This is a genomic window from Microcystis flos-aquae FACHB-1344 (assembly GCF_014698375.1).
Taxonomy (GTDB): Bacteria; Cyanobacteriota; Cyanobacteriia; order Cyanobacteriales; family Microcystaceae; genus Microcystis; species Microcystis aeruginosa.
On the sequence record NZ_JACJSW010000121.1, the window covers coordinates 1 to 19,727 of the forward strand.

Genomic DNA, 19,727 nt, shown 5'->3' on the forward strand with positions numbered 1-19,727 from the left:
AGGTAACATTTTAAAATTTTGAGTGGTTGTCCTAACCACTCTATTTCTTTAGGGGGTCGTTTGGCTAGACCCCCCGCTCTATCTAGCTTGTAGCCCCTCTGTCACCCCTTGAATGATATTCCCAACCTGGAAGATAATTTAAGTCGGGTGTTTCTTGGGGTAGCTTCGTTTTATAAGGGACAGGGAGAATATAATTTAGCAGCAGCTACCTTAACAAAATGTTGTGAAGAAATCCAATCTCGCTTAGGAGAAAACAATCTCTATTTTGCTAGCAGTCTCAATAATTTAGCACTATTATACAAATCCCAAGGCAGATACGCAGAAGCAGAACTGTTGTGTAAGCGCTCTCTTTCTCTGATAGAACAGCTATTAGGAGAAAACAATCTCTATTTTGCTACCAGTCTCAATAATTTAGCAGGATTGTACCAATGTCAAAGCAGATACGCAGAAGCGGAACCCTTGTATAAGCACTCCCTTTCTCTAAGGGAACAGCTATTAGGAGAAAACGATCCCATTGTTGCTACCAGTCTCAATAATTTAGCGGTATTATACGAATCGCAAGGCAGATACGCAGAAGCAGAACCCTTGTGTAAGAGAGGCCTTTCTCTGATAGAACAGCTATTAGGAGAAAACAATCTCTATTTTGCTACCATTCTCAATAATTTAGCGGTATTATACGAATCGCAAGGCAGATACGCAGAAGCAGAACCCTTGTGCAAGAGAGGCCTTTCTCTGATAGAACAGCTATTAGGAGAAAACAATCTCTATTTTGCTACCAGTCTCAATAATTTAGCAGAATTGTACCAATGTCAAAGCAGATACGCAGAAGCGGAACCCTTGTATAAGCGCTCCCTTTCTCTGAGACAACAGCTATTAGGAGAAAACCATCCCGATGTTGCTGCCAGTCTCAATAATTTAGCAGAATTATACAAATACCAAGGCAGATACGCAGAAGCGGAACCGTTGTATGTGAGAGCTATTGCTATTTATCAAGAAAGATTAGGAGAAAATCATCCCCATACCCAAAAAGTAAGGCAAAATTTTATGATTCTGTTGTCGCGATTATCCGATGAAGAATTACAGCAAAGATTCCCCGATTAGACAGTTAATCTCTTAAAAAGTATCAGGTAGGTAAAAAAATATATATAGCGTTTCCTATTCGCAAGAGGTACATTATCGATGTTGAAAAGCTTAATCAGCAAAGGTTTAATTATGCCCCACAGGTGTGAGAAATGCTATATCTCCTTCCCCGGTTTTACTGGGGAGCGCTCAGTTTCCGGGAGATCCTAACCAAGCTTCTCAATCTTCTAGTTCAGAGAAATCGAATAAAGCTGCTGCCTTCCTTTAAATACGCGCAAAAAAGTCCCCTACAACTGGCAAAATTTTGTCTTTGCTCTGTATCTTTTATTTGCTTGACTTTTTGAGCAACTTGTGCTAGTAAATCTGGGAGCGAGTCTAAAAATAGGGTGTAGGCAACAGTATGCGATCGCCAATACCGCATCAGATTATACTTCATCTTTATGAGAAAAGCAGTATGAAGACAGGCACTGATGCAAAAGGGAGAATAAATAATCAGTTTTTAATAACCAGATTTAGTATCAGTGCAGAAATAATGACCCTACCAGCCTAAAAATAGCAAAAAACCCGGCGGGAAAATCTCCCCACCGGGTCAAAAAGGCAAAAGTAAAGAATTATTTCTGATCGGCCTTTTTGCTTGACTTATCGCCCATTTTGTACTTACGCAAGAAGCGATCGACCCGGCCCTCCGTATCGATCATCTTCTGGGTTCCCGTATAAAAAGGATGATTACCCGACCAAACCTCCACATGAATTTCTGGTTTTGTCGAACCCACCGTCATCACCAGTTCACCATTACAGATCACCTTAGCTTCCGGATACCAAGTAGGATGAATTTTTTTCGGCATAATAAACCTCTCTATTAACCTAACGTTTCGAGTATTGAGGCGCTTTGCGCGCTTTGTGAAGACCGTATTTTTTCCGTTCCTTCGCCCGGGGATCCCGAGTCAGATAACCTTCACTCTTGAGGGGAGGACGATTTTCCGGCGCTAATTGACATAAAGCTCTAGCGACACCCAATTTCACCGCGTCCGCTTGGCCGGTCAAACCACCGCCCTCGGCCTTAACGATGATATCATACTCGTTTTCCAGTCCCAAAGTCTCCAGAGGAGCCTTGATCGTCTGGATATAGGTGGGAATGCGGTTAAAATGGGTTTCTCCATCGCGACCGTTAACGGTAATTGCCCCCGTCCCCGGCACGAGACGCACGGAAGCGACCGCTGATTTGCGTCGTCCCGTTCCCCAATAAACTACCTTATTTTTACTGTCCGTGGCTTGCATTGACTTAATTTCCTCCTGCGGGAATCGTATTAATCGCTAAAACTTCCGGTTGTTGTGCCTGATGGGGATGTTCCGCACCGGCATAAACTTTCAGTTTCGTGAACAATTTCCGACCTAAGCTATTTTTCGGGAGCATTCCCTTAACAGCGTGTTCGATAATCCGTTCGGGAATGCGTTTTTGCAGTTTATCGAAGCTTTCTACCTTCATACCACCCGGTCTGCCGGAGTCGCGGCGATAAACTTTCTGTTGGCGTTTTTTGCCCGTCACCGTCACTTTTTCAGCGTTAATAACAATGACAAAATCCCCCGTATCCAGATGGGGGGTGAAAGTGGCTTTATTTTTGCCCCGTAGAATCATAGCGATCTCGGTGGCCAGACGACCTAGACGCTGATCGGCCGCATCAATGACGTACCATTTCTGCTCTAGAGTCTCTAAATTTGGTAGAGGTGTTTTGTTCATGGTGAGTTTGCCTTGGTTTACAAAAATAATTTTTTTTATTGCCGACCTGGGTGTTGGGGTGTTGGGGTGTTAGGGTGTTGGGGTGTTGGGTTTTAGTTGAAATTCCCCTATTCCCCCATTACCCTATTCCCCTATCCCCTCTGCTCGGAAATAATAAAGAGGCTGAGTCTCGAACCAGACGCTATCGGCAAAGGGAAAATCGGCGTAACCCACCCGCAGTAAACATAGTCCTTTAGCTGGTGCGGCGTATTTGACCAATTCTCGGCGCTGATTGACCCAGATGTCGGTAAAGTTTTCTAGCGATCGCTCACCAGTTCCCACCTCCACCAACATTCCCACCAATAGGCGCACCATCCCGTACAAAAAGCCATTGGCTTGAATTTCCATCTGTACAAACGGCCCTTGACGGTAGCATTCCACCCCTTGTACTTCTACCCAGGAATGGTCACGACTAGAGTTAGCACGGTGAAAGGCGGCCAGATGGTGCTTACCCAATAGGGGCTTTAAGGCCCTGGCCATCAAATCGGCATCGAGGGGACGATGGTAGTAGTGCCAACTAAAGGGGCTCACAAATAGATTGGGGATGGGGTCGGTATAGAGGGTGTAACGATAACGTCGCCAGAGGGCCGAGAAACGGGCGTGCCAGCGATCGGGAACCCGGGCCGAGGCCCGGATGACGATATCGTCATCTAGCCGAGCATTGAGAACCTTAGCCCAATGGCAAGGTGGGATCGGACTCTGCTGCTCGAAATGGGCAACTTGGGCGGCGGCGTGAACACCGCTATCGGTACGTCCGGCCCCGTGCAGAGTGACGTCATGACCGAGAATATCGGCCAGAGCCTTCTCGATTTCCTCCTGCACACTCCTGTGATGGGGTTGCCGTTGCCAGCCGTGGAAATTAGTTCCCACATACTGGATAACTAGGGCGATCCGCGACTGGTGGCAAGCTGTCATCGTTACATCAGTTCGATAATCGCCATGGGGGCATTATCCCCGCGACGGCGCAGGGTACGCACTACCCTGGTATAACCGCCGTTACGGTTGCCATAACGGGCCTGGGCTCCTTCAAAGAGGGCATGAACCAGTTGTTTGTCGTAGATGTAGCCCATAGCTTGGCGACGGGCGCTCAGGGAACCGTCTTTAGCTAGGGTGATAATGTGGTCTACCTCTGCTCGCACCGCTTTCGCTTTCGCTAGGGTGGTGGTGATCTGACCGTGGCGAATTAGCTGGGTGGCCAAGCTGCGCAGCAGTGCCTTTCTTTGGTCAGCCGGTAGACCCAATTGAGGCACTTTACATCGATGTCTCATGGTATTTTCCTGGAATTGGGTTTACTTGCTTTTTTCTTGGGGTAGGGTGATGCCTAACCGTTTTTGTAGGGCTTCAATGACTTCTTCCGCCGATTTCTGCCCAAAGTTTTTGATTTCTAAGAGATCTTCTTGGCTGTAATCGAGGAGGTCGGCTACGGTGTTGATCTGCGCTCGCTTCAGGCAATTGTAGGCGCGCACGGATAATTGTAGTTCCTCGATCGGAATTTGGTTTTCTTGGTTGATCTCTTGGTCGTCAAAGTTACCGGAGGATTCGAGGGCGTTGAGATCCTTGAGCGGGTTAAAGAGATTAACTAGCATATCGGCCGCTTGGGAAAGGGCTTCTTTGGGGTTAATGCTCCCGTTTGTCCAAATTTCTAAGAGCAGACGATCTCTAGCTTGACCGCTTTCGGAACGGATATCTTCGACGCTGTAGTTGACTTTGGTTACGGGCATAAAAATCGAGTCGATTTGCAGAAAGTCTAGCGAAGTGGCCTCCTCTTTACTGCGATCGATCGCCCGGTAGCCTTTGCCTTTTTCCACGCGAAATTCCATCTCTAGCTTGGCCCCTTCGGCTAGGGTAGCGACGTACTGATTGCGATCGACTATCTCCACTTCTGAGGGTAAATCGAATTGTGCCGCCACTACCGTCGCCGGTCCAGTTGCCACTAAACGCCCGATCTGGGTTTGATTGGTGTAGCTTTTCAGGATGATTTCTTTCATGTTGAGCATGAGTTCCATCACGTCCTCGCGTACTCCCTGGACGGTGGCAAATTCGTGATTGACTCCCGCGATCCGCAGGGCCGTCACGGCCGCCCCTTCCAGATTGGAAATGAGAATCCGTCTCAGGGCATTACCTACGGTCGTACCCTGGCCTCTTTCCAGAGGCTCTAGTACAAATTTACTGTACTGACTCTGATTCTTGTAAGTTTTTGCTTCTACACACTCGATTTGAAATTGCGCCACCGATTGACCTCCCTTGTTCAGTTATCAGTTATCAGTTATCAGTTTTCAGTTTTCTTAGCGTTCAGCATTTAACGTTCAGCGTTCAGTTTTTTGATCAGATGGTCTTTGACGACCCGATTCTCCTGCTGATGTGCGAAAAGCTAACGGCTGCCGGCCTCAAGATCCCTGTCACCTGAAAAAGCTGTTCACTGTTTACACTCTCCGGCGTTTGGGAGGACGACAACCATTGTGGGGGATGGGGGTCACGTCCCGGATCAGGGTGATTTCTAATCCTGCTCCTTGCAGGGCCCGGATTGCGGTTTCCCGTCCTGCCCCAGGGCCACTAACCATCACTTCTAGTTGACGCATTCCCTGTTCGATCGCTCGGCGGGCAGCGTTATCGGCGGCGGTTTGGGCGGCGAAGGGGGTTCCTTTTTTGGCTCCTTTAAAACCACTCGATCCCGCCGATGCCCAAGAGATCACATCGCCTTTGCTATCGGCGATCGTGACAATGGTATTGTTGAAGGTCGATTGAATGTGAGCGACTCCGGTAGGAATATTTTTCTTCTGTTTTTTGGGTCCGGTTTTTTTGGTTGGTCGCGCCATAGTTTTTCTTGATTGGGGGATATCGCAATGAATAAAAAATTATTTCTTGGAGGGGGCTTTTTTCTTCCCTGCCACTGTCACCCGACGACCGCGACGGGTCCGCGCATTGGTTCGCGTCCGTTGCCCGCGCACGGGTAATCCTAGCCGATGCCGACGACCTCGATAGGTGCCGATATCGGCGAGGCGTTTGATGTTCATCGCCTCCCAGCGTCTCAAATCCCCCTCGATTTGATAATTTGTTTCGATATAAGTCCGTAGCGCCGCCACGTCTTCATCGCTGAGATCCTTGACCCGAGTGTCAGGGTTAACACCCGTCGCAGATAAGACTTCTTGGGAACGCGATAGACCCACTCCGTAGAGGTAGGTCAGGGCGATTTCCACACGCTTATCGCGAGGTAGGTCTACACCAGCTATCCTTGCCACGCTTTTTCTTTCTCCCTATGAACGATTTTTTTTCCAAAAACGACTACAATTAACGGTAACGATTCTCTGCCCCAAGACAGTGACTTTGGTGGGTTAACCTTGTCTCTGCTTGTGTTTGGGGTTGGAACAAATTACCATGACTCGACCGCGCCGACGGATGACGCGGCACTTTTCGCACATTTTTTTGACAGACGCTCTAACTTTCATGCCTAACTATTCTGGCAACACTGCAAGCTTACTATTATATCAGATTTCTTTTACCCGTGTCACCTATTTTTTTAAAATAAATTTGGCCGCTTATTAGGCTTTTTGGCTTCTCTGCCCCTATTTATCGCTATTTTTTTTGATTTTTCAGGCGATAGGTAATTCTGCCTTTGGTTAGGTCGTAGGGTGTCAGTTCCACTTTGACTCGATCGCCAGGGAGGATTTTGATATAATTACGGCGGATTTTGCCGGATATGTGAGCTAAGACGTTGAAACCGTTATCTAAATCCACCCTAAACATGGCGTTAGGCAAAGATTCCGTGACGGTTCCTTCCATTTCGATGAGATCTTGTTTAGACAAAGTTAATTCCTCAATTTCACTAGAGACAATTTAATTTAATGATCGGCAGCATCAACCGTGCTTTTAGCACAATTCCCCCAGTATAGCTTATCAGTTATCAGTGATCAGTAATCAGTAATCAGATGTGAGTTTTCAGTTCACAGCAAAAAAGCTCCCCATCTTCCCTCTCCCCCCGCAACGCGCACGAAGTGGTCTCCCCACTCCCCACTCCCCACCCCCATCTCCCCACTCCCAGGCAGTATTAACGAGTAATATTTAGATAATCAACAGCTTAACCTTGCTGTGTTTTCACTGATTACTGATTACTGATTACTTTTCACTGTTCCCTGAAAAGCTCCCCACTCCCAGGCAGTATTAACGAGTAATATTTAGATAATCAACAGCTTAACCTTGCTGTGTTTTCACTGATTACTGATTACTGATTACTGATGACTGATTACTGTTCACTGTTCCCTGAAAAGCTAGATTACTCGACGACAATTCGCCATTCATGGAGTTCGTATTCCACACAACCATTCTCGATTAAAGGATCGCGAACTATAATTGCTTGAGCCTCTTCAAGAGAATCGGCCTTAAATAATAACATTCCGCCGCCCCTTTCTGCCCAATAACCGGTTTTTGCTGCTCGTCCTTGGCTAATTAAATCACGCACATAGTCCTTATGGGCGCTGACATAGCGATCAAAGGTAGTTTTATCAACAATGCCTTTTTCTATCTTGACAAACCAGGGCATAAATTCTCAGGAGACTAGGACTGATTAACAACCCTATAATTATACCGATTAATCTTGGCCGTCAATGGTGCAATGTAACAGAGCTATACAATTGGCTAGAGTTGTTGAAGATTGCTAGAATCGAGATAATATCTTCATTTCTCTACCTTGCTTGTCTCCATGAATCAACCCCAGGGATCTCTATTTTTTATTGCGCTTTTGCCGCCGTCAGAAGTACAGGAAATTGCCACAAAAATCAAGGTAGAGTTTGCAGAAATTTACAATAGTCGCGCCGCCCTGAAATCGCCTCCCCACGTCACTCTCCAACCCCCTTTCCGCTGGAATTTAGGACAATTACCGGATTTAGAAAGATGTTTAGAGGAATTTGCCCGCTTGCACGCTCCTATTCCCCTAATTCTCCAGAATTTTGCCGCCTTTAAACCGCGAGTCATTTATATTAATGTCCAGAAAACGCCAGAATTATTAACCCTGCAAAAACGGCTTTTACAGCAGCTAGAATCTTCCCTGAATATCATTGATAATGTCTCAAAAAGCCGAGCTTTTTCGCCCCATTTAACCGTTGGCTTCCGAGATTTAACTAAAGATAATTTCTGGAAAGCTTGGTCAAAATATGCTAATCAAGAGCTATTTTTTGAGGTGATGATCGATGAAATTACCCTCCTAATTCATAACGGTAAGCACTGGCAAATTTATCGGCAATTTTCTCTATGAATCTAGACCCTTGCAGGTTTCTATCTACAGAGGAAGGGGTTCTAGTGCTAAAATAGGAGAGAGCAGCTTTAAAAGCTTTATTTCTGGCTTTTTTGCGATATTTTAACCTATAGAGCCATTTTACTGCGACTCCGCCGCCCTGAAACCTATGTTACTCAAAAATCCCCCGAAAATCTCCCCCAATCTGATCAAACAGTTAGAAGCGATCCTTGGCAAAGATGGAGTCATCCGTCGCAAAGATGAATTATTAACCTACGAGTGCGATGGTATCACAGGATACAGACAAAGACCCGCTCTTGTGGTATTGCCTCGCAGCACCGCAGAAATTGCGGCGGTGGTGAAACTCTGTCACGATAACGAGATTGCCTGGGTAGCGAGGGGTGCAGGAACGGGCTTATCGGGAGGGGCGTTACCCTTAGAAGAGGGGATTCTCATCGTCACGGCGCGGATGAATCAGATTCTCAGGGTTGATTTAGATAATCAAAGGGTGGTGGTACAGCCCGGGGTGATTAATAATTGGGTGACGCAAGCGGTAAGCGGGGCGGGATTTTATTACGCACCGGATCCCTCTAGTCAAATTATCTGCTCGATCGGTGGTAATGTGGCGGAAAATTCCGGCGGGGTTCACTGTTTAAAATACGGCGTGACTACCAATCACGTTATGGGCTTAAAAATCGTCCTTCCCGACGGTTCAATTATCGATGTGGGGGGTGCGGTACCGGAACAACCGGGCTACGATTTAACCGGTTTATTTGTGGGTTCCGAGGGAACTTTAGGCATCGCCACGGAAATCACCCTAAGAATTCTGAAAACTCCGGAATCTATCTGTGTTTTACTGGCCGATTTTACCAGTATCGAGGCAGCGGGCCAAGCGGTGGCGGATATTATTAAATCGGGAATGATTCCGGCGGGGATGGAGATTATGGATAATCTCAGTATCAACGCCGTGGAAGACGTGGTGGCTACCGGCTGTTATCCCCGGGATGCCGAGTCAGTTTTATTAGTGGAATTGGATGGTTTAGGGGTAGAAGTAACCAGGAATAAGCATCGGGTTGCCGAGATTTGCCGTCAAAATGGGGCGAGAAATATCACTACGGCTAATGATGCGGAAACCCGCTTGAAACTCTGGAAGGGCAGAAAAGCGGCTTTTGCGGCGGCGGGGAAAATTAGCCCTAATTACTTTGTGCAAGATGGGGTGATTCCCCGCACTCAATTGGTGTATGTTCTTCAGGAAATTAAGGCTTTAAGTGAAAAATACGGTTATAAAATCGCCAATGTTTTCCACGCCGGGGATGGCAATTTACACCCGTTGATTCTCTACAATAACAAGGTGGAGGGGGCCTGGGAAGAAGTGGAAGAGTTAGGCGGTGAAATTCTCAAACTTTGTGTGCGGGTTGGCGGCAGTTTATCGGGGGAACACGGTATCGGCATCGATAAAAATTGTTATATGCCCGCCATGTTCAACGAGATTGACTTAGAAACTATGGGCTATGTGCGGGATTGCTTTAATCCCAAAGGTTTAGCTAACCCGGGGAAATTATTCCCCACCCCGCGCAGCTGTGGGGAAGCCGCTAATGCGAAAATGCAAGGGTTTGCGGGGGTGGATGTGTTTTAGGTTATCGGCAAGTATTGACTGATGACTGATTACAGTCCACCTTGGGGTCCTAGGGGCAGATTGATATTAGAGGGGAAAACTGGGAGTTGTCTTTCCAGAAAGCGTTGAGTGACTAATTCTCGGAAAATCTCTAGATCTTTTTGCCATTGTCCCAGATATTGTTTGAGCAGATTTAATCGATCGCTGCCCTCGGCCAGATTATAGTTAAAGTTACCGGCAAATAATAGCGCCGCTAAGGTTTGGCCATCGGGTAATTGCAATTTTGCCTCGTTAATCGCCAGGGATAGCTGAGAGGTTTCTAGCTGATAAAGTAGATTGATGCTGGCTTGTAGGGGGGCTATACCGAAATTGTGCCAAGGACCGGGGGCGAGAAGAGTTTCGGTGATGTATTTTTTAGCGGCATCGGGGCTACTAGGGAGAGGAACAATACTTTTCGGCGCGATACCCAGGGCTTGATATTCGGCTAAAGGGAGTTTATCTAGATATAAACCAACAATTTCTGGCAGTTTCAGGTTCAGGCTATCGGGAGAGTTAATTATCTCCACAAAGGTAATTTTCCGGGGTTGGGCGACGATGCTGATGCCATTTTGAAAATTAACTTGAGCGTAATTAGGATTGAGTACCGGCTGGCCATTTAATTCCCAGTCGGGGGGAACTATTCCCGAATATTTGAGGAAATCAACCGTTAGCATGGCGGGATTGAGGCTTTTGGCTGTAATTGCGATGGAAAGTTCTTGTATTTCCCGCAAACTAGCCAGAGCTTGATTGGAGTTATTGTCATTGGTGGTAATCATCGGTTTTCTCCGTGGATATTTAAGTTTTGTCTCTAAGTAGGTGGGGGTTAAAAATTGTTCAGATCCGCCCCTTATTAAGGCGGGATCAAAGACAAAATCTATCTTCAATTTAATTGAAACCACTTACTTAGGGTTACAGTTAAATTATTCCGGGTCTCGGAGGCCTAGTCACTAATCAACTTAGACAAAGGACAAGAGAGCCATTCCAGATAACTATTACTCAATTCTTTCACAGCCAATTCATAGAACCTCTGACCGTGTTCGGGAGTGGCTAAAGCAGGATTGGAACCCATACGACCATCGGGGTAGTTTTGGCGAAAATTAGCCGCACCGTAAATACCATGACCAGAAGCCACTTTTTCGGATAAAAAGGCGTTTTTAAGGCTTTCAGGGTAAAGATACTGAGTTAACGCCACTTCGCTCGGTGTAGCGTGAGAACCTTCCTGATCTCCATACAATTCTTTGGCTAAAAGATAAACTTCTCGCACCATAAACCAGTTGGCCACTTGACATTTAACCTCGTTTGTGTTAGGCAAATTGAGGGAATCCAAATGATAATAGGTTTCCGCAAAAGCGGCTTTTAGGGTGGCAATATTGCCCCCGTGACCATTAATAAAGAAAAATTGACGAAAACCGGCTCTAGCTAAACAAGTCACATAGTCGAGGATGACTTGAATCAAAGTGCTAGGACGAAGGCTAATTGTACCCGGGAAAGCCGTATGATGTAGGGCCATGCCGACATTTAAGGTGGGTGCTACCATTGCTTGTACCTGTGTCCCTACTCCTTTAGCGATCGCCTCCGCACATAGAGCATCTGTACCAATCAGTCCCGTCGGCCCGTGTTGTTCCGTGGAACCAATGGGAATAATAATTCCCTGAGATTGTTCTAGATAGGATTCCACCTCTAACCATGTAGATAACTGTAATAACATTCGGCTCTAGCCTTCCAAAACGAATGCAGGTTGACAAATTGAGATAAAATTAGGACGAATAATCAAGTATTTTTATGTTAACCCTTGACAACCCCCCCTTGTCGGCGAGTACGGATTTCGTTCCCAATCATCGGATTTTAATCGTTGAAGATGAAGAAGTGATTCGGGATATGATTATTTTGGCTTTGGAAGAAGAAGGTTACGAGGCTCTCGGTGTTAGTGATGGTCGCGTTGCCCTAGAATTACTGCAAAGTCAAGAATCTAATCACGGTGAATCTCGTTTTGATTTGGTCGTTTTGGATTTAATGTTACCCCAAATCAACGGTCTTGATATCTGTCGTCTGTTGCGCTATCACGGCAATATTATCCCGATTTTAATTTTAAGTGCTAAGGCCAGCGAAACCGATCGAGTTTTGGGTTTAGAAGTGGGTGCCGATGATTATCTGACTAAACCCTTTAGTATGCGAGAATTAGTCGCTCGTTGTCGCGCTCTCATTCGTCGTCAAGGATTTACTTCCCTAGCTGCCGCTCCCGTGCGAAAATTCCGCGATGTTCTTCTCTATCCCCAGGAATGTCGGGTGACGGTGCGAGATGAAGAAATCAACCTTTCTCCTAAAGAATTCCGTATCCTAGACCTATTTATGAGTTATCCGCGCCGAGTTTGGTCAAGAGAGCAATTAATTGAACAAATTTGGGGGCCAGATTTTTTAGGAGACACCAAAACCGTCGATGTTCACATTCGCTGGTTACGGGAAAAACTAGAAATCGATCCCAGTCAACCGGAATACCTGATTACTGTACGCGGTTTCGGTTATCGTTTTGGCTAGGTGAGCGATTATATTTTCCAGATTAGCGATCGCCGCTCGCGCAGACAATGACTATTTTCGCTTTTATTTTGGGAGTAGTTTTAGGTTTGAGTATTTGTTACTGGCAAGTCTCACGCTTAAATAGAGAGTTAAAGCGAACCCTGAGCGCTCTCTCGGATTCGGCGGATTTGTCGGCTTCTTTTCCCGTTACCTCCCTGGTGCGTCGAGAATTACAGTTTCTCTCCCAAAGTCTGCAAGAGCGAGAAAAGAGCTTAGAAATTCAGAAATCCTTGCTAGAACGAGCGCCGATCGCCTATCTTCATATAGATGCCGATAATCAACTGCTCTGGTGTAATCAACAGGCAATTACCCTCTTAAAACTCGATCGCTGGCAGCCAGATCAGGTACGTCTGCTGCTGGAATTAGTGCGCTCCTACGAATTAGATCAATTAATTCAAGAAACTCGTCAAAAACAGAGTCCACAGGTGCAAACTTGGACTTTTTACCCGACTAATTATCCTGTCACCCCCATTAGCGATCGCAAAGTCATTGCTCCTAAATCGATTGCCTTGAAGGGTTACGGTTATCCCTTGCCAGAAGGTGAAATCGCTGTATTTATCGAAAATAGACAGCCTTTAGTGGAATTATCGCAAAATCGCGAGCGAGCTTTCTCTGACTTAACTCACGAGTTACGCACTCCCTTAACCTCCATTTCTCTCCTTACCGAAGCTTTACAAAAACGCCTCCAAGCTCCCGAAAGACGCTGGTTAGAACAAATGGCGAAAGAAGTGGAGCGTTTGAGCCAATTAGTCTGCGATTGGCTAGAAATCAGTGAATTACAAGCGGATGCGGGGCGCTCTTTACAATACCAGATGATTAATCTAGAGGACCTCATCAGCGCCGCTTGGCAGACTGTCACCCCAATAGCCGCCCAAAAACAGATTAGCTTAGATTATTCCTCTCCGGTGGATTGGACGCTGGAAGTGGATCACTCTCGTCTGCTGCAAGTTTTCCTGAATCTCTTTGATAATGCCATTAAGTATAGTCCCGATCAGGGGAAAATTCGCCTAGAAATTCGGGAAATATCCGATACTATCGGGGAAAAATGGCTGAAAATTGACGTTATCGACAACGGGAAGGGATTTAACGAAGCGGATCTACCCTACGTTTTTGATCGCCTCTTTCGTGGTGATCCTTCCCGCACCCGTCAAAAACAAAGCACAAAGGATTATAGTACCGGTTTAGGTTTATCGATTGCCAAAGAGATTATTCAAGCCCATGGCGGTTCGATCGTCGCTCAAAATGATCCTAACACCGGTGGCGCTCGCCTACAAGTCACTCTCCCCCGTCAAAAAAAGGCGGTGGGGTGATGGGTGTGGGGTGTGGGGAGAAAAAAATCTGTCAAGTTCTCTGGACAACTGTACAAAATCGAAAATTTTCTTGTTATCACTGTAGAGAAAGAGTAGTTTTATGTTAAGCGAATCTGACCGTGAGCCTATCCAAAGAAACCAATCATCCCGATCGCACCTATTTCGCTCGTTCTCTCCAGCGATTGGAACAGGATGTGCTGAGAATGGGAACCTTGGTCGAAGAATCCTTTCGTCTTAGCCATCAATCCCTTTTTGCTAGGGATTTGGAAATGGCGAAAAAAATCGCCCCCCTTGACAAGGAAATCGATCGCTACTACCGTCAAATCGAGTTAGATTGTGCCACTCTCATGACTCTACAGGCTCCCGTAGCCCAAGATTTGCGGCTTTTAAGTGCTTTTATGCAATTAGTGCGCGATTTGGAACGTATCGGCGATTATGCCAAGGATTTGGCTGAAATAGCTCTCAAATTATTCGCCTATACTCCCCACGATTGTATGGGTGAGATCGAGGCTATGTCCCACCATGCCCAGTATATGTTAGCCACGAGCCTTGTTGCTCTGGCCGACCTCGATCAAGAAGCGGGTTCAAAGGTCAAAGAACTAGATAATACGGTCGATCGAGCCTATGATTATCTCTATCACACTCTCGCCCATCAAAGAGATATCAAAGGTGTGGTGGAACCAATCCTGCTGATGGCTTTACTAATCCGTCATCTGGAACGTATGGCCGATCACGCCACCAATATCGCCCAAAGGGTATCCTACATCGTTACCGGACAGAGAGGCTGAGGGTGTGGAGGCTCCTGAGATGATTTTCCTCGAACTCTGGCCCCCGCTTTTAGCGTTTACGACTCAGGGGGTTGAAAATTTCACTTAACCCCTCCCCCAAGAGGGATAAACCCACCACCATCGTGGTCATTGCTAATCCGGGGAATAAAGTGGTCCACCAGATACCTGTAGATAAATCCGCCAAAGCTTCCTTGAGATCATGACCCCATTCAGGCACTTCTTCCGGTAATCCTAAGCCTAAAAAGCCTAAACCGCCTAAAACCAGGATCGCATCCGCCGCGTTGAGGGTAAAAAGAACTGGGACACTCTGGACGACATTAAAGAAAAGATATTTTGATAGTATCCGGCTAGGACTGGCACCGATCGCTCGCGCCGCTTCGATAAATAACTCATTTTTAACGCTGGCGGTTTGATTTCTGACCACGCGAAAATATTGGGGAATATAGGCAATGCTAACAGCGATCGCTACATTGACGATACCACGACCCAAAACGAAGGCCAGAGCCACCGATAATAATAACCCCGGCAAGGTGTAGAGGGTATCCATGAGAAAGAGGAGAACGCGATCGATCTTACCCCCCAAATAACCGCTAATTAACCCTAAAGGAACCCCGATGACTAAAGATAATCCTGTGGCCAAAAATACCACGGACAAGGCCGCCCGGGCCCCGAATAGGGTACGGGAAAAGACATCATAACCGCGCACATTCGTCCCGAACCAATGGGCAGAACTGGGGGCTTGTAGGGGATAATTGCTTAAAATGTCGGTTGGATCCTGAATCAGGCCGATCGCTTGCAGAAGGGGCGAAAACAGGGCAATCAGGATAAAAATAATTGTCAATACCAACCCAACCCCTAGGAGCTTAGTAGTTAGGTTGGGTTTCAGAAAAGGATCGATCGGCAATTTAACAGGAGTCATCGACAAAATTTAGCCATTGCATAGAACGCTAATTGTACAAGAGCAGTGTTTTTTCAAACAGCCGGGGCCGAAACGACCATAAACCAGAGTAAGACTGCTAAAGCTAAAACAGTTAGTTTAATCAGGATATAAAGCAGTCCGTTGGGATAAAGGAGATCGTGAAACATATTACCTCCTTGGGAGAGTAGCGATTGTCCCTCTCTATCTTTGATCTTAAGTCTTTCTTTGTTCACCTGACGCACAACTTAACAAAACGTGCGATTATAGGGGAAAAGATTTTTTTTACTAGCTATGGCATTACTGACCACAGGAAAACCATTTATTCGCGATCTGGAACAATACGGTGCTTTAGGGGTTTACGCACCCTTAGAAGGGGGTTACGAGGGACGCTATCAAAGACGTTTACGGGCCACCGGTTATAATGTCCTGCATATCACCGCTAGAGGTCTAGGGGATTTAAGTGCCTATCTTACCGGCATTCATGGAGTTCGTCCCCCCCATTTAGGTAAAAAAAATATTGGTCGGGAAGCAGCCGTGGGACCGGTTTATTTTATTCCTCCCATTGCTACCTATCAATTGGAAAATTTACCCCCCAAATCTAAAGGTTTAGTGATTTGGATTATTGAAAGTTTTGTTTTATCCTCGGAAGAAAAACAATACTTAATTAATCTTAGTCAACAGGAACCCCGGTTAAAATTTGTCCTCGAATTGGGTGGGGAAAGATATTTCCGTTGGCAACCTTTGAGCAAATCTTTAATCGCTGCCTAAATTACCGAAATAACAGGGTTATTGAAATATCTCTGCCTCAACCCCTCTCCCCAGAGAGGGAGACTTCAATTCTTGAGAGTTTGTTGTTCCTTTCTCACCCTTTGGTAGCTATTCATTTAAGTAGGGAGGCACAATTCTTTGTAGGATGGGTTAGCGGTAGCGTAACCCATGCGGGAGTTGGGTTTCATGCTTCAACCCAACCTACGTTCATCTTATATTTAATTCCACCCACCCACTTAATTTTCTTAATTTCGAGAGTTTGCCTAGGTGAATTTGCAATAATATGGGATATGGTTGCCGCAAAAACCTAGGAGTTAGATCGTGACAGTAAGAGTTCGTATTGCCCCCAGTCCCACCGGAAATTTACACATTGGAACCGCACGCACAGCCGTGTTTAACTGGCTTTTTGCCCATCATCACCGGGGCAAATTTATCTTGCGCGTGGAAGATACAGATTTAGAACGTTCTCGACCAGAATATACCGAAAATATTCAAGCGGGCCTACAATGGTTAGGACTGAATTGGGATGAAGGTCCTTTTTTTCAAACTCAACGCCTTAATTATTATCGTCAAGCCATTCAAACCCTGCTCGATCGAGGTTTAGCCTATCGTTGTTATTGTACCCCGGAAGAATTGGAAAAAATGCGGGAAGAACAAAAAGCCCGCAATCTTGCCCCCCGTTACGATAATCGTCATCGTTATCTCACCCCCGAACAACAAGCTCAATTCGAGCAAGGGGGGAGAAAAGCCGTAATTCGTTTTATTATTGACGATGATCGAGAAATTATTTGGCAGGATTTAATCCGGGAAAAAGTCATCTGGAAAGGTAGTGATTTAGGGGGGGATATGGTGATCGCTCGTACCTCGGAAAATGGGGAAGAAAACTTCGGTCAGCCTCTCTATAATTTAGCGGTAGTTGTTGATGATATCGATATGGCAATTACCCATGTTATTCGTGGGGAAGATCACATCGCTAATACGGCTAAACAAATTCTTTTATACGAAGCTTTGGGGGCAAAAGTGCCGGAGTTTGCCCACAGTCCTTTGATCTTAAATCAGGAGGGTCGCAAGTTATCTAAACGGGATGGAGTCACTTCGATCGATGATTTCCGAAAACTGGGTTTTCTGCCGCAAGCTTTGGTTAATTACATGACTCTCCTCGGTTGGACTCCTCCCGATTCCACTGAAGAAATTTTTACCCTTGAAGCGGCCGCTGAAGTGTTTAGTTTAGAACGGGTAAATAAAGCGGGGGCAAAATTTGACTGGACTAAACTGGATTGGATTAATAGTCAATATCTCCATCGTTTAACGGGTGAGGAATTAGTGCCTTTACTTCTCCCTTACTGGCAAGAAGCAGGGTATAATTTTGCTGCTGAAACCGATCGAGCTTGGTTGATCGGTTTGGCTACTCTCATCGGTCCGAGTTTAACTCGTTTAAGCGATGCTGTCGCTGAAAGTCGCTTACTTTTAACCCCTCTGGCTAATTATAATCAGGAGGCTTTAAGTCAATTACAATTAGAGGGAGTTAAGGATATTATCAAGGATATTCTCGCCGCTATTACTCCCGATTTGACTGGAGAAGCTGCTAAGGGAATTGTGGAGACAACCACTAAAGCCCATCGGGTTAAAAAAGGTCTGGTGATGAAGTCTCTACGCGCCGCTTTGATGGGGGAGTTACACGGTCCAGATTTAATGCAGTCTTGGCTACTTCTCAATCAAAAAGGTTGGGATCTATCCCGTCTTCAGCAAGCAGTAAATAGTTAAATTGATTGGCTATCAGTTATCAGAAAATTTCCTGTATATTAGGGTTGACAAATGCCCTAAGATTGCTATATACTTTCTAGTATAATGGGAATCCGTGTCGCCCTGCATACCCTGCTAGGGGGACTGAGGGGACGGGGGTGGATTTTTCCCCTAGCTGTCAGGGACGATCTAGAAACTTTCTTAATTTTCAGGCATTATCCGCAACTTTTCCCTAAATATAGATTTGTTGATCTCCTGACAAAAACCTATGGGTGAAAAAAAACGAATTGGAATTCTCACCAGTGGTGGCGACTGTGCGGGTTTAAATGCCGCCATTCGTGCCGTTGTCCACCATGCCAGTGGCAATTATGGCTGGGAAGTGGTGGGTATTCGAGAAGCAACTAACGGATTAGTTAGCCGTCCCCCCAAAACCACGATCTTTGATATTGAAGGAGTTGATCGCCTGTTGGTGATGGGAGGAACAATTCTCGGTACTACCAATAAGGGGGATCCCTTCGCTTTCCCGATGCCCGATGGAACCCTGATCGATCGCTCTCAGGACATCATTGACGGCTATCATAGTCTGGGACTGGATGCCCTGATCGGCATCGGTGGCGATGGTAGTCTGGCGATTTTGCGCCGTATTGCCCAACAGGGAGGCATTAATCTGATTGGTATCCCCAAAACCATCGATAATGATGTGGGAGCTACAGAAGTCTCCATCGGCTTCGATACAGCTACTAATATCGCCACAGAAGCCCTCGATCGCCTCCATTTTACCGCCGCTAGTCATAACCGGGTGATGATTCTAGAAGTTATGGGTAGGGATGCCGGCCATATCGCCCTGGCTGCCGGTATTGCGGGGGGGGCCGATATTATTCTCATTCCCGAAATTCCCTACCGATTAGAGAAGGTCTGCGAGAAGATCCGGCAACGGCAGCGTCTGGATAAACAGTTTTCTCTGATTATTGTCTCCGAGGCTGTGCGTACCGAAACTGGCAATCGCCTAGTGCAAAAGGAAGCCCTAGGAGAAGATCGTCTCGGGGGTATCGGTCGCTATTTAGCCGAAGAAGTTGCCAGGGAAACCGGGGCCGAAACGAGAGTGACTTTCCTGGGCCACATTCAACGGGGGGGTATTCCTTCTCCGATGGATCGCTTACTGGGGGCGGCTTTTGGGGTGGCGGCCGTGGATCTGATCGCCCGGGGAGAATTCGATCGCATGGTGGCCTGGCAAAATCGGCAAGTGGTCAGTGTTCCCATTGAGGAGGCGATTAAAACCTATCGCGTCGTCGATCCCGAAGAAACTTTAGTCAAAACCGCCAGGGGTTTGGGTATTTGTCTAGGGGATTGAGATTAAATTTAGGGGAATCGGTGCGAGAATTAATCCTTAAGTATCGCCCTTTCCCCACTGATTAAAATTACCAATCAAATAAAGATAAACTCTGATAATTATTTTTCGGCAATTTCGCCGGTAAACCTAAATGATTAATAGTGGGACTTAAACAAATTTCAAGCCCAAATAAAGCCTAAACTGGCTTTGTAAGCGGCAAACACATCCCGATTCTCGGTCAGCCACTCAAAGAAACGGAAAGACATCGCTGTCCGAAAAGCTTCTAAAGCTTCCACAAAAGTGTTTAAAGGTCGATTCGCCCACCGCCTTTGCAATCCCCCAGTTAACTTATGCCACAGGATAAATGTATAGGCACAAAACACCAGGATAAAATGACGAAGTAAGCTTCGTTTATCCCTGACTTGATATTCCCTTAACCCTAACCATCCTTTGGCTTCTCGGTAGAATACTTCCACCCAATTTCTTTCGGTGTAAGTCTTGACTATCCACGACGCTGTTACTGTATCTGCCTCAACTACATTGGTGATGAAATAGTC

General features: G+C 46.2%; 22 protein-coding genes and 2 pseudogenes. 9 read left to right on the top strand and 15 right to left on the bottom strand.

Annotation, left to right across the window (positions count from 1 at the left end; genetic code table 11):
* Nucleotides 1-108: 108 nt before the first annotated feature.
* Nucleotides 109-1,101 (top strand): annotated as a pseudogene (locus H6G48_RS10085) (tetratricopeptide repeat protein); the annotation flags it as partial.
* A gap of 590 nt (nt 1,102-1,691) precedes the next feature.
* Here H6G48_RS10085 and rpmE read toward each other — a convergent pair.
* The 11 genes from rpmE to H6G48_RS10140 form a co-directional block, all read right to left on the bottom strand.
* Entirely contained in the window at nt 1,692-1,925 is a 234-nt protein-coding gene (rpmE, locus tag H6G48_RS10090; RefSeq protein ID WP_002760058.1) for a 50S ribosomal protein L31, read from the bottom strand.
* A 19-nt stretch (nt 1,926-1,944) separates the two neighbouring features.
* A complete protein-coding gene (gene rpsI, locus H6G48_RS10095; protein WP_002737094.1) occupies nt 1,945-2,358 on the bottom strand; it encodes a 30S ribosomal protein S9 in 414 nt (137 codons plus the stop codon).
* Nucleotides 2,359-2,362: 4 nt separating this feature from the next.
* Complete coding sequence (rplM, locus tag H6G48_RS10100) at nt 2,363-2,818, bottom strand: 50S ribosomal protein L13 (RefSeq protein ID WP_002735375.1); 456 nt, start codon at nt 2,816-2,818, stop codon at nt 2,363-2,365.
* 123 nt (nt 2,819-2,941) lie between these two features.
* Complete coding sequence (gene truA / locus H6G48_RS10105; RefSeq protein ID WP_190721451.1) at nt 2,942-3,772, bottom strand: tRNA pseudouridine(38-40) synthase TruA; 831 nt, start codon at nt 3,770-3,772, stop codon at nt 2,942-2,944.
* A 2-nt stretch (nt 3,773-3,774) separates the two neighbouring features.
* Complete coding sequence (gene rplQ, locus H6G48_RS10110; RefSeq protein WP_002766099.1) at nt 3,775-4,125, bottom strand: 50S ribosomal protein L17; 351 nt, start codon at nt 4,123-4,125, stop codon at nt 3,775-3,777.
* A gap of 21 nt (nt 4,126-4,146) precedes the next feature.
* Nucleotides 4,147-5,088 (bottom strand): DNA-directed RNA polymerase subunit alpha, encoded by a 942-nt coding sequence (locus H6G48_RS10115; RefSeq protein ID WP_158200657.1) that lies wholly within the window; start codon nt 5,086-5,088, stop codon nt 4,147-4,149.
* A gap of 192 nt (nt 5,089-5,280) precedes the next feature.
* Nucleotides 5,281-5,673 carry a 30S ribosomal protein S11 gene (gene rpsK, locus H6G48_RS10120; protein WP_147073121.1) on the bottom strand — a complete coding sequence of 131 codons (393 nt, stop codon included), beginning with the start codon at nt 5,671-5,673 and terminating at the stop codon, nt 5,281-5,283.
* A gap of 39 nt (nt 5,674-5,712) precedes the next feature.
* Nucleotides 5,713-6,096 carry a 30S ribosomal protein S13 gene (gene rpsM / locus H6G48_RS10125; protein ID WP_002735415.1) on the bottom strand — a complete coding sequence of 128 codons (384 nt, stop codon included), beginning with the start codon at nt 6,094-6,096 and terminating at the stop codon, nt 5,713-5,715.
* A 93-nt stretch (nt 6,097-6,189) separates the two neighbouring features.
* A complete protein-coding gene (gene rpmJ / locus H6G48_RS10130) occupies nt 6,190-6,303 on the bottom strand; it encodes a 50S ribosomal protein L36 (protein WP_012593611.1) in 114 nt (37 codons plus the stop codon).
* Between the two features lie 127 nt (nt 6,304-6,430).
* On the bottom strand, nt 6,431-6,661 hold the full coding sequence (gene infA, locus H6G48_RS10135; protein ID WP_002737109.1) for a translation initiation factor IF-1: 231 nt from the start codon (nt 6,659-6,661) through the stop codon (nt 6,431-6,433).
* A 466-nt stretch (nt 6,662-7,127) separates the two neighbouring features.
* The gene (locus H6G48_RS10140; protein WP_002736524.1) at nt 7,128-7,394 is read right to left on the bottom strand and encodes a YciI family protein; all 267 of its coding nucleotides are present in this window, start codon (nt 7,392-7,394) and stop codon (nt 7,128-7,130) included.
* Between the two features lie 159 nt (nt 7,395-7,553).
* On the opposite strand from H6G48_RS10140, the gene H6G48_RS10145 reads away from it, so the two are divergent.
* Nucleotides 7,554-8,105 carry a 2'-5' RNA ligase family protein gene (locus tag H6G48_RS10145; protein WP_147070380.1) on the top strand — a complete coding sequence of 184 codons (552 nt, stop codon included), beginning with the start codon at nt 7,554-7,556 and terminating at the stop codon, nt 8,103-8,105.
* Nucleotides 8,106-8,253: 148 nt separating this feature from the next.
* Nucleotides 8,254-9,720: a glycolate oxidase subunit GlcD gene (gene glcD, locus H6G48_RS10150; RefSeq protein WP_079209347.1), complete on the top strand. Its 1,467-nt coding sequence runs from the start codon at nt 8,254-8,256 to the stop codon at nt 9,718-9,720.
* A 29-nt stretch (nt 9,721-9,749) separates the two neighbouring features.
* Here glcD and H6G48_RS10155 read toward each other — a convergent pair whose 3' ends face one another.
* Both H6G48_RS10155 and H6G48_RS10160 read right to left on the bottom strand, forming a co-directional pair.
* Nucleotides 9,750-10,514: a hypothetical protein gene (locus H6G48_RS10155; RefSeq protein WP_190721453.1), complete on the bottom strand. Its 765-nt coding sequence runs from the start codon at nt 10,512-10,514 to the stop codon at nt 9,750-9,752.
* Nucleotides 10,515-10,678: 164 nt separating this feature from the next.
* The gene (locus tag H6G48_RS10160; RefSeq protein ID WP_190721456.1) at nt 10,679-11,446 is read right to left on the bottom strand and encodes a creatininase family protein; all 768 of its coding nucleotides are present in this window, start codon (nt 11,444-11,446) and stop codon (nt 10,679-10,681) included.
* Between the two features lie 74 nt (nt 11,447-11,520).
* Here H6G48_RS10160 and H6G48_RS10165 point away from each other — a divergent pair, with 74 nt between their 5' ends.
* The 3 genes from H6G48_RS10165 (at nt 11,521) to phoU (ending at nt 14,410) form a co-directional block, all read left to right on the top strand.
* Complete coding sequence (locus H6G48_RS10165; RefSeq protein WP_190721458.1) at nt 11,521-12,273, top strand: response regulator transcription factor; 753 nt, start codon at nt 11,521-11,523, stop codon at nt 12,271-12,273.
* Between the two features lie 47 nt (nt 12,274-12,320).
* Nucleotides 12,321-13,622, top strand: a complete 1,302-nt coding sequence (locus H6G48_RS10170) for a sensor histidine kinase (protein ID WP_190721460.1) — start codon at nt 12,321-12,323, stop codon at nt 13,620-13,622.
* A 119-nt stretch (nt 13,623-13,741) separates the two neighbouring features.
* Nucleotides 13,742-14,410, top strand: coding sequence for a phosphate signaling complex protein PhoU (gene phoU / locus H6G48_RS10175; protein ID WP_190721462.1), 669 nt, complete (start codon nt 13,742-13,744; stop codon nt 14,408-14,410).
* Nucleotides 14,411-14,459: 49 nt separating this feature from the next.
* On the opposite strand, the gene H6G48_RS10180 is transcribed toward phoU, so the two are convergent.
* Nucleotides 14,460-15,329 (bottom strand): ABC transporter permease, encoded by an 870-nt coding sequence (locus tag H6G48_RS10180; protein WP_104397876.1) that lies wholly within the window; start codon nt 15,327-15,329, stop codon nt 14,460-14,462.
* 291 nt (nt 15,330-15,620) lie between these two features.
* Here H6G48_RS10180 and ndhN point away from each other — a divergent pair, with 291 nt between their 5' ends.
* The 3 genes from ndhN (at nt 15,621) to H6G48_RS10200 (ending at nt 19,191) form a co-directional block, all read left to right on the top strand.
* Nucleotides 15,621-16,097 carry an NAD(P)H-quinone oxidoreductase subunit N gene (gene ndhN / locus H6G48_RS10190; RefSeq protein WP_002747620.1) on the top strand — a complete coding sequence of 159 codons (477 nt, stop codon included), beginning with the start codon at nt 15,621-15,623 and terminating at the stop codon, nt 16,095-16,097.
* Between the two features lie 321 nt (nt 16,098-16,418).
* Nucleotides 16,419-17,861 (top strand): glutamate--tRNA ligase, encoded by a 1,443-nt coding sequence (gltX, locus tag H6G48_RS10195; protein ID WP_190721464.1) that lies wholly within the window; start codon nt 16,419-16,421, stop codon nt 17,859-17,861.
* A 247-nt stretch (nt 17,862-18,108) separates the two neighbouring features.
* On the top strand, nt 18,109-19,191 hold the full coding sequence (locus H6G48_RS10200) for an ATP-dependent 6-phosphofructokinase (RefSeq protein WP_190721466.1): 1,083 nt from the start codon (nt 18,109-18,111) through the stop codon (nt 19,189-19,191).
* 158 nt (nt 19,192-19,349) lie between these two features.
* Here the strand turns inward: H6G48_RS10200 and H6G48_RS10205 are convergent.
* Nucleotides 19,350-19,727: pseudogene (locus H6G48_RS10205) on the bottom strand (IS701 family transposase); the annotation flags it as partial.

Bases quoted from the DNA above. Each gene is read 5' to 3' on its own strand.
- rpmE (WP_002760058.1), bottom strand. From the start codon at position 1,925: ATGCCGAAAAAAATTCATCCTACTTGGTATCCGGAAGCTAAGGTGATC.
- rpsK (WP_147073121.1), bottom strand. From the start codon at position 5,673: ATGGCGCGACCAACCAAAAAAACCGGACCCAAAAAACAGAAGAAAAAT.
- rplQ (WP_002766099.1), bottom strand. From the start codon at position 4,125: ATGAGACATCGATGTAAAGTGCCTCAATTGGGTCTACCGGCTGACCAA.
- H6G48_RS10165 (WP_190721458.1), top strand. From the start codon at position 11,521: ATGTTAACCCTTGACAACCCCCCCTTGTCGGCGAGTACGGATTTCGTT.
- truA (WP_190721451.1), bottom strand. From the start codon at position 3,772: ATGACAGCTTGCCACCAGTCGCGGATCGCCCTAGTTATCCAGTATGTG.
- H6G48_RS10160 (WP_190721456.1), bottom strand. From the start codon at position 11,446: ATGTTATTACAGTTATCTACATGGTTAGAGGTGGAATCCTATCTAGAA.
- rpsI (WP_002737094.1), bottom strand. From the start codon at position 2,358: ATGCAAGCCACGGACAGTAAAAATAAGGTAGTTTATTGGGGAACGGGA.
- H6G48_RS10170 (WP_190721460.1), top strand. From the start codon at position 12,321: ATGACTATTTTCGCTTTTATTTTGGGAGTAGTTTTAGGTTTGAGTATT.
- H6G48_RS10155 (WP_190721453.1), bottom strand. From the start codon at position 10,514: ATGATTACCACCAATGACAATAACTCCAATCAAGCTCTGGCTAGTTTG.
- H6G48_RS10145 (WP_147070380.1), top strand. From the start codon at position 7,554: ATGAATCAACCCCAGGGATCTCTATTTTTTATTGCGCTTTTGCCGCCG.
- H6G48_RS10200 (WP_190721466.1), top strand. From the start codon at position 18,109: ATGGGTGAAAAAAAACGAATTGGAATTCTCACCAGTGGTGGCGACTGT.
- H6G48_RS10180 (WP_104397876.1), bottom strand. From the start codon at position 15,329: ATGACTCCTGTTAAATTGCCGATCGATCCTTTTCTGAAACCCAACCTA.
- ndhN (WP_002747620.1), top strand. From the start codon at position 15,621: ATGGCATTACTGACCACAGGAAAACCATTTATTCGCGATCTGGAACAA.
- H6G48_RS10140 (WP_002736524.1), bottom strand. From the start codon at position 7,394: ATGCCCTGGTTTGTCAAGATAGAAAAAGGCATTGTTGATAAAACTACC.
- rplM (WP_002735375.1), bottom strand. From the start codon at position 2,818: ATGAACAAAACACCTCTACCAAATTTAGAGACTCTAGAGCAGAAATGG.
- rpmJ (WP_012593611.1), bottom strand. From the start codon at position 6,303: ATGAAAGTTAGAGCGTCTGTCAAAAAAATGTGCGAAAAGTGCCGCGTC.
- glcD (WP_079209347.1), top strand. From the start codon at position 8,254: ATGTTACTCAAAAATCCCCCGAAAATCTCCCCCAATCTGATCAAACAG.